Source organism: Microbispora cellulosiformans (assembly GCF_008728085.1).
GTDB classification, from domain to species: domain Bacteria; phylum Actinomycetota; class Actinomycetes; order Streptosporangiales; family Streptosporangiaceae; genus Microbispora; species Microbispora amethystogenes.
In genome coordinates this window covers 634,464-646,337 of the sequence record NZ_VYTZ01000005.1, presented here as the reverse complement: position 1 = coordinate 646,337, position 11,874 = coordinate 634,464, and the positions used below count along the sequence as shown (strand labels likewise).

The 11,874-nt window shown below is 71.2% G+C and carries 9 protein-coding genes; 4 read left to right on the top strand and 5 right to left on the bottom strand.

What is annotated here, in order from left to right:
* Positions 1 to 166 precede the first annotated feature (166 nt).
* Positions 167 to 1,762, top strand: coding sequence for a lectin (locus F5972_RS17165; protein ID WP_150934463.1), 1,596 nt, complete (start codon positions 167 to 169; stop codon positions 1,760 to 1,762).
* 64 nt (positions 1,763 to 1,826) lie between these two features.
* Complete coding sequence (locus tag F5972_RS17160) at positions 1,827 to 2,651, top strand: SAM-dependent methyltransferase (protein WP_150934462.1); 825 nt, start codon at positions 1,827 to 1,829, stop codon at positions 2,649 to 2,651.
* A gap of 81 nt (positions 2,652 to 2,732) precedes the next feature.
* On the opposite strand, the gene F5972_RS17155 is transcribed toward F5972_RS17160, so the two are convergent.
* The 3 genes from F5972_RS17155 to F5972_RS17145 form a co-directional block, all read right to left on the bottom strand.
* Positions 2,733 to 3,452: a hypothetical protein gene (locus F5972_RS17155; RefSeq protein ID WP_150934461.1), complete on the bottom strand. Its 720-nt coding sequence runs from the start codon at positions 3,450 to 3,452 to the stop codon at positions 2,733 to 2,735.
* Between the two features lie 143 nt (positions 3,453 to 3,595).
* Entirely contained in the window at positions 3,596 to 4,864 is a 1,269-nt protein-coding gene (locus F5972_RS17150) for a chymotrypsin family serine protease (RefSeq protein ID WP_150934460.1), read from the bottom strand.
* Positions 4,865 to 5,580: 716 nt separating this feature from the next.
* Positions 5,581 to 6,921 (bottom strand): M1 family metallopeptidase, encoded by a 1,341-nt coding sequence (locus tag F5972_RS17145; protein WP_150934459.1) that lies wholly within the window; start codon positions 6,919 to 6,921, stop codon positions 5,581 to 5,583.
* Positions 6,922 to 7,519: 598 nt separating this feature from the next.
* Here F5972_RS17145 and F5972_RS17140 point away from each other — a divergent pair.
* Entirely contained in the window at positions 7,520 to 9,631 is a 2,112-nt protein-coding gene (locus F5972_RS17140) for a S8 family peptidase (protein WP_150934458.1), read from the top strand.
* A gap of 132 nt (positions 9,632 to 9,763) precedes the next feature.
* On the opposite strand, the gene F5972_RS17135 is transcribed toward F5972_RS17140, so the two are convergent.
* Positions 9,764 to 10,558, bottom strand: a complete 795-nt coding sequence (locus F5972_RS17135) for an SDR family oxidoreductase (RefSeq protein ID WP_150934457.1) — start codon at positions 10,556 to 10,558, stop codon at positions 9,764 to 9,766.
* Between the two features lie 99 nt (positions 10,559 to 10,657).
* Here F5972_RS17135 and F5972_RS17130 point away from each other — a divergent pair, with 99 nt between their 5' ends.
* Positions 10,658 to 11,281: a TetR family transcriptional regulator gene (locus tag F5972_RS17130; protein ID WP_150934456.1), complete on the top strand. Its 624-nt coding sequence runs from the start codon at positions 10,658 to 10,660 to the stop codon at positions 11,279 to 11,281.
* Positions 11,282 to 11,310: 29 nt separating this feature from the next.
* Here F5972_RS17130 and F5972_RS17125 read toward each other — a convergent pair whose 3' ends face one another.
* Positions 11,311 to 11,775: a cupin domain-containing protein gene (locus tag F5972_RS17125; protein ID WP_150934455.1), complete on the bottom strand. Its 465-nt coding sequence runs from the start codon at positions 11,773 to 11,775 to the stop codon at positions 11,311 to 11,313.
* Positions 11,776 to 11,874 lie beyond the last annotated feature (99 nt).

Here is an 11,874-nt window from a genome sequence, read left to right as displayed (position 1 = left end):
TCACCTCCTTCGGCCCCGCCTTCACGATGGGCAACGCCTGGCAGTTCTTCATGGGCTACCGCTTCGGCATCTTCAACTACGCCACCCAGTCCCTGGGCGGCTCGGTCACCGTCAACCGGTTCGACCTCACCACCCCCTGACGAACACGATGTCGAGGAGCAGTCAGATGGGCAGGATTCTCCGCTGGGCGACGGCGGCGGCGCTCGCCGCCGGGTCCCTGGTCGCGATCGGCAGTGCGACGACCCCGGCCGCGGCCCTGGACAACGGGCTCGCCCGTACGCCCCAGATGGGCTGGAACGACTGGAACAGCTTCGGCTGCAACGTCAGCGACAGCCTGATCCGGCAGACCGCGGACATCATGGTGTCGAGCGGCATGGCGGCGGCCGGCTACCAGTACGTGAACATCGACGACTGCTGGTCCACCAAGAGCCGCAACTCCAGCGGCGACCTGGTGCCGGACCCGCAGAAGTTCCCCAACGGCATCAAGGCGGTGGCCGACTACGTCCACTCCAAGGGCCTGAAGCTCGGCATCTACTCGTCGGCGGGTCTCACGACCTGTGCGGGCTACCCGGCGAGCCTCGGCAACGAGCGGCGTGACGCGGCCCTGTGGGCGTCCTGGGGCGTCGACTACCTCAAGTACGACAACTGCGGCGACCACCAGGGCAAGAACGGGCAGCAGCGGTACCAGGCGATGCGCGACGCGCTGGCCGCGACCGGACGCCCGATCCTCTTCAGCCTGTGCAACTGGGGCCAGGAGAGCGTCTGGACCTGGGGCATGCAGACCGGCAACTCCTGGCGCAACACCGGCGACATCCAGGCGAACTGGAACTCGGTCATGGGCATCCTGGACCAGCAGGTCGGGCTCGAGGGCTACGCGGGGCCGGGCGGCTGGAACGACCCCGACATGCTGGAGGTCGGCAACGGCTCGATCACCGGCACCGAGGGCCGGGCGCACTTCAGCCTGTGGGCGCTGCTGAACGCGCCGCTCATCGCGGGCAACGACCTTCGCACGATGAGCGCCGACACCCGGACGATCCTCACCAACACCGAGGTCATCGCCGTGAACCAGGACTGGGGCGGCCGGCAGGGCAGCAAGATCAGCGACAACGGCAACCTCGAGGTCTGGCGCAAGCCGATGTCGAACGGATCCGTCGCGGTCGTGCTGCTCAACCGGGGCACCTCGACGGCGACGGTGTCCACCACCACCTCCGCCCTGGGTCTCGGCGCCGCGTCCTCCTACTCGGTCCGTGACCTGTGGGCGCACAGCACCGGCTCCTCCACGGGCACGATCAGCGCGTCCGTGCCCGCGCACGGGGCGGCCATGTACGTCGTGACCGGTGGGGGCCTCGTCACGCCCTCGGCCACGCCGACGCCTCCGGGCTCGACCGGCGCGATCAAGGGGGTGGGTTCCGGCAGGTGCCTGGACGTCGCCTCCCAGACCAACGGCACGCAGGCGCAGATCTGGGACTGCAACGGTCAGACGAACCAGCAGTGGACCTCGACCAGCTCCGGCGAGCTGCGCGTGTACGGCAACAAGTGCCTGGACGTGTACAACCGGGGCACGGCGGATGGCACTAATGTGATCATCTGGGATTGCAACGGCCAGAACAACCAGCAGTGGCGCTTCAACGCGGACGGCACCATCACCGCCGTCGGCGCGAACAAGTGCCTGGACGTGCCCAACAACGCCACCGCGAACGGCACCAAGCTGACAATCTGGTCCTGCAACGGCGGCGCGAACCAGCGATGGACCCGCGCCTGATTCCTACACGGTGACCTTTCTCGCCGGGGGACCAGCCCCCGGCGAGGGACGGCAAGGAGCACGCATGTCCCACTCGACGGCCCACGAGTCGGCTGCCTCGCGGATAAACACGAGCATCCCCCATCCGGCGCGGGTGTACGACTATCTGCTGGGCGGTAAGGACAACTTCGCGGCCGACCGTGAGGCCGCCGAGCAGCTCCTGAAGGCGTCCCCGGGCACGCGGGAGGGCGTCCGCGCCCACCGGGCCTTCCTGCGCCGGGCGGTGGGCTACCTCGCGGCGCAGGCGGGGATCACCCAGTTCCTCGACATCGGGACCGGCATCCCGACCCAGGGCAACACCCACGAGGTCGCGCAGGAGGCCAACCCGCAGGCCAGGGTGGCGTACGTCGACAACGATCCGATCGTCCTGGTCCACGGCCGCGCGCTGCTGCGGGGCAGCGTGGCCGGGGCGACGACGGTGATCGAGGCCGACCTGCGGGAGCCGGAGACGATCCTGTCCCACCCGGAGGTCCGGGAAGTGATCGACTTCACCCGCCCTATCGGCGTCATCCTGGCCGGGGTCCTGCACTTCATTCGCGACGACGAGGAGCCGTACGCGCTGGTCGAGCGGTTCAAGGAGGCGGTTCCCCCGGGAAGCCACCTGCTGCTGTCGCACATCACGCTCGACTTCGCCCCCAAGGTGGACCGGGAGGAGTTCACCAAGCCGTACGACAACAGCACCGCCCCCATGGTGCCCCGCACGCTCGCCGAGGTGCTGCCGTTCTTCGACGGCTGGCGGGTGATCGACCCGGGCCTGGTCGAAGTGGTGCGGTGGCGGCCGGACGACGGCTTCGAGTACATCCCGGGCGGGCACGCCTGGGCCTACGGCGGCGTCGCGATCAAGCCCTGACGCCGCCGTACCCGGCGCGCGTCCCCGTGCCCGTGCGGCCGGCCGGCCCGTGCGGTCCCGTGAGGCGGGACCGCACGGGCCTCAGCGCGCCGGGATGAGCGTGGGCCCGGCCTCCACGACCGTGAGCGGCGCGGAGCCGTACCGCCGCCGCAGCGCGGCGGAGGCCCGGGCCACGCCGGTGACGCCGACCTCCACCGCGGTGCCGTCGGGACGGACGGCCACGGAGGTGACCGACACCCCGCGCCGGCGCCAGTAGCCGATGTCGCGGCGCACCCGGGCGGCCAGCGCCTCCAGTTCGCGGGCCGCGTGCGGGGCGTCGCGGATCTGGACCGGCGCCCCCGGGAACCGCCTGCGCAGCGCGGCGTCCAGACGGGCCGACGGGCGCCGGTAGACGATCAGCCGGTGCCCCGAGGGGGCCAGCACGATCCCCGCGTAGTGACGGGGGAAGTCCCGGCGCAGGGCCGCGTCGATCCGGTCCGCCGTCCGGGCGAGCTTCACCTGATCGCCCGGTGTGCCACTCAACGTGTTGCCCGATGCGTTGGCGGGTGCGTTGGCGTACGCGCTGCGCGGTGCCGCGTCCGAGGTGCCGCTCGCCTCGCTCGGGGCCGCGGGGCCGCCGCCCTCACCGGAGGCCGGCGACGCGCAGGCCGCCGTGGTGAGCAGGCATCCCGCGGTCAGCGCCCCGAGCAGCGCCGCTCCGATCCGGCCTGCGGTCTTCGCCCGGCGTCGCGGGGGCGGGGTGTCGCCCCGGCCCGCCACGGCCGCTCCGGCAACCGGATCGTCCTGCTCGTGCCGGTTCATCTGTGGCCCTTCCTGTCGGTGGGAACCACCACGGCCCGCACCCTCTCCGGTGAGGGTGCGGGCGATGGTGACGGTGACGGGCGGGACCCGCCGTGCGCGCCGGGTCCCGCCCCGCCCGCCTGAAGCCGGGCCGATGGCCGGGATCAGCCGAGCGTGATCGCGATGCCGGGGAACGCGGAGGTCGCGTTGCTCCACGGCGAGTAGTACATCCGCCAGGCGCAGGTCCGGCCGCTGGTCACGTAGCCGGTGCAGGTGACGGCGGTGCTGGTGTCGATGGCGGTGTTGACGCCCGCCGCGTACACCTGGCTGGTGTTGGCGGAGTTGACGACCTCCACCGAGCCGCCGCTGTCGCCCTGCCCGACGGCGTTGAGGTGGGCGGTCTGCTCGGCGCGGACGGTGCCCGTGATCAGGTAGCCGACGTTGATGGTCACGCCCGTCTGCTGGACCTGGATCGTGCAGTTGGTGCCGGAGTAGGCGCCCGAGGTGCACAGCCACATGCCGACGTAGCTGCTGGTGGTGCCGATGACCGGGTTGTTGTACTCGGTGGACACGTTGCCGACGGGGTTGTTGAAGACCCGGCCCGCGGCACTGGTGTTGATCAGCAGGACGTCGAGGCCGTTGTTGTCCTGGGTGACGCTGCCGATCACCTCACCGGTGGGGTCGGTGGCCGTGTTGCCCAGCGCGGCGCAGTGACCCGCCGACAGGATCTTGCTCGACCCGCCGTAGGTCACCGCGAAGCCGGTGCTGCAGCCTCCGCCGGGGGACTGCCACGCGCCGCCGCCGTACCAGGGCGGGGAGTCGTTCCAACGGGTGGTCAGCTGCGGGCGGACGCCCGTCTCCACGCTGATCGGCACGGTCTCGCCCGACGCCGCCGAGCGGGCCCTGGAGGCGTCGAGGCCGGTGACGGTGAGGCCGGAGCCGTCCACGCGGGGCGCGATGGACGTGATCGCGCTGCCGGCCCTCTTGGCGATCCGGGCCATCGCGGCGGTGAGCTCCGCCGCCGAGTGCCGGGCGGGCAGGACGCTCACCGAGACGTCACCGCGCAGCTGGCCGACGAGCCCGTCGATCGCCTGGGAGGTGCGGCCCTTCCAGTACAGGCGCAGCTCGTGGTTCTCGGGGGCGACCACGATGCCGGCGTAGCCGCCGCCGTTCCGCTCCTGCGCGACGGCGGCGGTGATGCGGTCCGCGGCGCGGACGAGCCGCTCCTGGGTCGCGAGGAGGTCCTTCCAGGAGGCGAAGCCGCCGGGCACCGCCCCGGCGGGCTCGATGGCCTGGGTCGTGGTGTCCTTGCCCGGGTCCTGGGCGGCGGCCGGATGGGCGCCGGCGACGGCCACGAGGACGAGGCCGGCGCCGAGCGCCGTCGCCAGGCGGGCGAAGCGTCCCGTGGTCCTGGTGGTGGGGGAGAGGTTCACGAAGGATTTCCTCCTTGCCGGGTATCTATCGGGGCGAATCCGGTATTTCACGATTTCCGGGTTCGATCAATGGATTGACTATTGGGCGAACCGGCGGTATTGCTTAAAGTAAGACGGCCGTATATGGGGATTGCGGCTGAGAATTATGCGAGGGCCGCCTGCCCTCTGGGCTGCGACGATGGCTCTGCCTGCGAGGACTTACGCTCGATCCGAATATCGCCGTATCGGAATGCGCTTGGGGGAGAAGAATTGGTGAGCCGAAAGCGGGGATGAGGGGAGCCCTCAACGACGATCCGGGCCGTCCGTACGGGAAAAAGGCGCACGGAAAAAGGCGCACGGGGAAAACGGCGTACGCGAATACGTCGTGGACGGGGCGAGGGCCGTCGCCCCGGCCCGGTCGCGTGGGCCGCGATAACCGCCGGGTGCCTCGCCGGGCGACGAGCACGCCGCACGTGAGTCGGGGCCGCGCGTTCGGGACGAAGGCGGGAATGACGGAGGTGTGGGGCTGGAGGGGCGGGACGAGCGCGGCGAGGTGACGCGGCGGAGGATGCCGCTCGCGCACGAGCGCGGCCGGCAGGCCGGCGACCGGGCCGTCGAGGCGGCCGAACGGGTCCGGCAGCTCGCGGCGCCCCGTCTCGGCGGCCCGGGGGACCGGGACGGCGCCGACCGGGCGCGACCGGCCGGGCGGCCCGGCCGGTCGCGATTCGTCTCGGCCGTCAGCCGTCGATGCGGTGCGTGGTCCAGAACGACGACAGGCTGACCGAGGTCGCGGCCTGGGCCGCGACCTTGAAGTCTGCGGTCGTCGAGATCCCGTACCAGTGGGCGGCGGCGTAGTTCCTCAGGAGGTTCTCCATGGCCGTCGTGCCGATCGTGCGCCGCAGGTCGTGCAGCGCGCACTTGCCGTAGCCGTAGACGACCGTCGAATACCGGCTCGGGTGGGCGTCCCAGTAGGCCATCGAGTTGGTGATCTTCTCGGCGGACGACTGCCAGGAGACGCCGTTCCAGCAGTTGGTGCCGGAGAGGCCGTTGTAGAGGTCGGTGGCATAGTCGGCGAACGACTCGTCCAGCCACGGGCTGGTGTACTCGTCGTCGCCGACGATGCCGTACCACCACTGGTGGGCCAGTTCATGGGCGAGCGCCGTGGAGCTGACCACGTCGAGCACGAAACCGGGATACTCCATGCCGCCGAACCAGAAGTTGTTGTCCAGCACCACGTCCACCTCGGCGTACGGGAAGGCGCCGAACCGCCCGGCATGGGCGACCAGGGCGTTCTTGGCGGTGGTCATCATCGAGTTCGCGCTGCTCGAACTGATCGAGCTCACCCGGTAGACGTTCACCGTGACGCCGGTGGTCGTGGTGCCCGTGGTCTTCGTGAACGGCCCGGCCCCCCACGCGAACTCGCGGACGTTCTTCGCGGTGGCCCTGGTGACCGTACGGCCGGAGGCGCCCGGCGTGTCGACGGACGTGCCGGTGGCGGGCACGAGCAGCGATGTCGGATGGTCGAGCGTGACGTCGAAGTCGCCGATGAGCGCGTAAAAGGACTCCCCGTTGTTCGTGTAGGGGTCAAGGTGCCATCCGCTCGCGTCGCGGACCGCCAGGACCGGCAGCGCGTTCCCGACGAAGTTGTACGACCCGTCGCGGCCGAACCGGTCGGCGCCGCTGGGCACCACGATGCTCAGGTCGAAGCCGACCGAGGCGCTCTGGTTCTGGGCGAGCGCGGCGGGCAGCGCGATCTTCATCGCGGTGCAGCCGACGGAGAGGGCGGACGCCGTGCCCCCGGTCACGTTGGTCACCGTGATCGGAGTGGACGGGCACGCGCCGTGGGCGTTGTCCCACAACCGGAGGTAGACCTCCGTCAGGGGGTCGGCGGACGCGTTGGTGAAGGTGACGCTCTCGTGGCCCGTCCAGGTGGTGCCCGAGGCGTTGCTGCTCAGGGTGACGGTGTAGGAGGGTTTCGACGGAGTCCGGATGCCGTCCGCGGCGTGGGCCGCCGGCGGGACACCCAGGACGAGGAGCGACACCGCGGCCGCGGCGGAGATCAGGACTCGTCGCAGCATGAGGACGGTCTCCCTTCAGATACCCGGCCCCCCGAATCTGCCGACGTAATCTAACTTTTTGTCAACAACCGGTCAATGGACCTCCAGGACGACCGGCCGATGCGCGGCGCCCGGAAGTCGTTTACGGCCACCCTTTCCGTCTGTGCGAAACGGTGCGTTCTCCCGGATGTCATACGGGGAAACCTCCGGCGCGCCCACGGCTCCATACCACGTCGGCGGCCCGGCCGCGAAGTAGCCAAGACTTCAACGAACGAAAACTCTGTTACGCCGCTTTCACGTGAAGTTCGGGCAGCCGAAATCCGAATGCGGCGCGCCGTCGGATAAGAGGGTCCGGAAAGGCGGTCGGCCCGTACACCAGGGGCGACGGGGAAAACAATGCCGGCGGGCGTGATCGAAGCCACAGGCGAGCAGACCACCGCTGATCTCGTCGCGCGGCCCGGCTTGTGGCTACTGAAACCGCTTTCACCAGCGTGCGACACGCCGATTTTTTGATCACGGAGTCAGCTCAAATACACGAATTCCGCACAATTCCCATTAAGCCCGGGGAAGCCTAGCCTGATGCCGCATTGATCAACTCGCAGCAACCGGGAGACAACCCTTGCGAAGTTCATCCGTGGCCGTCGCCCTCACGACGGCCGCCCTCCTCGGCCTGCCCGCCGTGTCCACCGCGGCACAGGCAGCCTCCCCTCCGGCCCTCTCCAGTGCGGTCCCCACCGGAACCTCCGCGGCGACGGGAGCCGCCGCGGCGTCCCAGGCAGGCGACCACACCGTGACCCTCGTCACCGGCGACACGGTGCGGGCGCGCCTGGAAGGCCGCGACCTGCGCGTCCTGTCGGCCGAGCCGGGAGAGGGGCGTACGGGCATCACCTTCGACGTCACCGACCGCGGCGACCAGGTGTCGGTGGTCCCGTCGGACGCGGCCTCCCTCGTCCGGGCCGGCCGCCTCGACCCCGACCTCTTCGAGGTGGGCACCCTGATCGCGGACGGCTACGACGACGCGCGCAGCCAGTCGATCCCGGTCATGACCACCTATGACAAGAGCACGACCACCGAGAACGCCGACCGGGCCCGTGCCGCGTTCGGCGGGGCGGCCAAGAGCCGGCGCGCCTTCCCCCGGCTGGGCATCAGCGCGCTCGCCATTGGGAAGAAGGACGCGCCCGGCGCCTGGCGCGGCCTCACCGGCGGCTCCGCCAAGCCCACCGGCCTGCAGGGCGGCGTCACCAAGCTGTGGCTGGACGGCAGGGTGACGGCCGGGCTCGACCAGAGCGTCCCGCACATCGGCGCGCCGACCGCGTGGGCGAGCGGGTACGACGGCACCGGCGTCAAGGTCGCGGTGCTGGACAGCGGCTACGACACCGACCACCCCGACCTCGTCAGCAAGGTCGTCGCCTCCGCGGACTTCACCGGCAACGCCAACGGCGTCGAGGACGGCAACTCGCACGGCACGCACACCGCCTCGACCGTCGCCGGGACCGGCGCCGCCTCCGGGGGCCAGTACAAGGGGGTCGCCCCCGGTGCGAGCCTGGTCGTCGGCAAGGTCCTCAGCGACGAGAACTGGGGCTACGACTCCTGGATCATCGACGGGATGAACTGGGCGGTCGGCCAGCAGGGCGCCAAGATCGTCAGCATGAGCATCCAGAGCGGCCCGGGCTACGCCGACCACCCGATCGCGACGGCGATCAACAGCCTGACCTCGGAGTACAACGCGCTGTTCGTGGTCTGCTCGGGCAACTACGGCCCCGGCACGTCCACCATCAGCTCCATCGGCGTCGCCGACAAGGCGCTGACCGTGGGGGCGGTCGACCTGACCGACACCGTGGCGAGCTTCTCCAGCCGCGGTCCGGTGGGCGACCAGGGCCTGAAGCCCGACATGACCGGCCCCGGCGTGGACATCACCGCGGCCGTGCCCGGCGGCGGCTACGGCACGATGAGCGGGTGCTCGATGGCGACGCCGCACGTCGCCGGGACGGCCGCGCTCGTGAAGCAGCGTCACCCCGCCTGGGGCGCGCAGCGGCTGAAGGACGCCCTGATGGGCACCGCCGCGGCGGCCGCGGGCTCCACCCCCTACACGTACGGCACCGGCCGGGTCGACGCGGCCCGGGCGGTCAGCCAGTCGCTCACCGCCAACCCGCCGAGCGCCGCGCTGTCGGTCACCTCCGCCCAGCCCACCGCCACGCAGACCGTGACCTACACCAACGACACGGCCTCCGCGGTGTCGCTGAACCTGGCCGTGTCCGCGACCGACGCGGCCGGGACGACGGCCGCGCCGGCGGGCCTGTTCACCCTGAGCGCGAGCACCGTGACGGTGCCCGCGAACGGCACCGCGCAGGTCACCGTCACCCTGCACCAGGTGAGCTCGGCGATCAGCCTCTTCGGGGGCGTCCTGACCGCCACGTCCTCCGGCGGAGCGTCGGTGCGCACCTCGCTCGGTGGCCGGATCCAGGCGACCTCCACCTACAACACCACGATCCGCGTCCACTACAACCCCGGCGCGGGCAACACCATCACCCTCCGCGGCGACTCGCCGCTGAGCTGGACCAGCGGGCAGAACTGCGTCAACACCGCGGCCGGCCTGTGGGAGTGCGGGTTCAACCTCTCCACCGGGCAGCCGTTCCTCTACAAGCCGCTGATCAACGACAGCATTTGGGCCACCGGCTCCAACTACTACGGCGTCGGCGGCGGGACCTACGACATCTACCCCACCTTCTGACGCCTCGCTGAGGAGAGACCCCCGGCCGGACGCCTTCCGGCCGGGGGTCTTCCACGTCCGCCGGGGTCCGCGAGGAGGCCGTCGTACGCGAGACGCGGTCGTACGCGCGGGCCGGTCCCGGCGTGGGGCCGGTCAGGTGAGGGACTCGCCGCCGTCGACGGTGACGACCTGGCCGGTGACGTAGTTGTTGGCCATGAGGAAGAGGGCCGCGGCGGCCGCCTCCTCGGCCGTGCCGATGCGGCCCAGGGGAGCGGTGGACCCCGCGGCGGCGACGGCGGCATCGGAGTCCAGTCCGGGCATCGAGCGGATGAGTGGAGTGTCGATCCGGCCGAAGCGGACGGTGTTCACGCGCAGCCGTGCGGGGGCGAGCTCCACGGCGAGGGCCTTGGTGAGGGTCTCCACGGCGCCGGCGACCGACAGCGGGGCGCTCAGCCCGGGGGCGGGGCGGAGCACGAGGATCCCTGAGCTGAACGTGAGCGAGCCGCCCGCCGGAAGCCGCTCCGCCGCCGCGCGGGCGACGGCGAAGGCCGGCCAGAGGCGGGCGCCGAGGGTCGTACGGATGTCGTCGGCCGACAGGCCGGTCAGGGGGCCGGCGCCGCTGAGACCACCCGCGGTGACGAGCGCGTGGTCGGCGTGACCTGCCCTGTCGAAGGCCTCGGCGAGCGTCCGCTCGTCTCCCGCGTCGCCCGCGACGGCCAGCACGGCGTCGCCGGGATCCTCGGCCGGGCCCGCGCTCCGCACCCGGGCGACGGCGGCCTTCAGCCGGTCGGGGTCGCGGCCGACCAGCACGACGCGGGCGCCGACCGAACGCAGCAGGACGCCCGCCGCCAGTCCGATGCCCGAGCTGCCGCCGATGAGGACGGCGGTCTTACCGGAAAGGGCGCTCGGCAACGGCGGTCGAACGGGGATGGGAGTCGCGGTGGTCACGGGGAGCCTCCGATGAAATAAACCATCTGGTTGTTTTACTTCCGGGCTCGATCCTGCCGTCTGTGGGGAGAGGAGTCAACCGGATGGTTTAATCCGTCCATGGCCTACGACGCGGAGCAGACCAGACGACGGATCTTCGACGCCGCCGCCGCCGAGTTCGCCGAGCACGGCCTGGCGGGGGCCAGGGTCGACCGGATCGCGACGGCCGCCAAGGCCAACAAGCAGGCCATCTACCTGTACTACGGCGGCAAGGAGAAGCTGTTCGCGGCCGTCCTGCGGGCGAAGCTGGAGGAGGTCCGCGTCTCCGTCTCCATAGACCCCGACGCGGTGGCCGAGTCGGTGGGGCAGATCTTCGACTGGTACCGCGAGCACCCGGAGCTGATCAGGCTGCTGCTCTGGGAGGCGCTGGAGATGTGCGACGGACCCGCCGAGAGCGAGCGGGAACGCCGTGACGGCTTCCGCGAGAAGGTGCGCCATCTCACGGACGAGGGCGTCGCCCCCCACCTTCCCGAGCGTGCGCGGGTCCGCGCCGCCCAGGACCTGCTGTTCACTCTCATGGGGCTGATCGCCTGGAACTTCGCGGTGCCCCGGATGTGCCGCCTCGTCCTGGACGAGGAGACCGACCAGGCCGCCTTCGCCCGGCGCCGTGAGACCGTGATCGAAGTCGCTCGCGCGCTCGCCGCCGCCCCGGACGTCTTCGGAGCGGCGAGCGGAGCGACCTGACGCGGCCTGCGGTGCGCCGCCGGCGCCGGTCAGGCCGTCGTCCGGACCGGGCCGGTCCATCTCAGCTCGGGCAGGTTGACCACGATGGCCTCCTGGGTGCTCCGGGCGATGACGACGACGGCCTCCAGGCCGGGGTCCGGGTTCTCCTCCCGGTGGGGCACGAACGGAGGCACGAAGATGTAGTCTCCCGGCTTCGTGTCGATCCGCACCTCCCGCGGCTCCTCGGCGTCGACGTCGAGGAACACGAACGACGGGGTGCCGCTGACCACGTAGATGGCGGTCTCGGAGTCGCCGTGGTGGTGGTTCGCCGAGACCGTTCCCGGGGCCACGTGCGTCTGACCCATCCACAGGCGGCTCGAACCGACGGTGGCGCCGCTGACGGCGGCGCGCCGGGTCATGCCGCCCGTCTGTGCGGTCTCGGTCGTCAGGCCGGCCGGCGCCACGTGATGCAGCCTGCGGTGGAACGGGTCCTCGGGAAGGATGATGCTGCTCACCTGGCGCTCCTCCGGTGCGAACGGTTCTCCCCAGTCAATCAGTAGGGTGTAACGGAATATTCCGGCTGGGCGGCGGACGGCGCGGCGAAGGACTCGCCC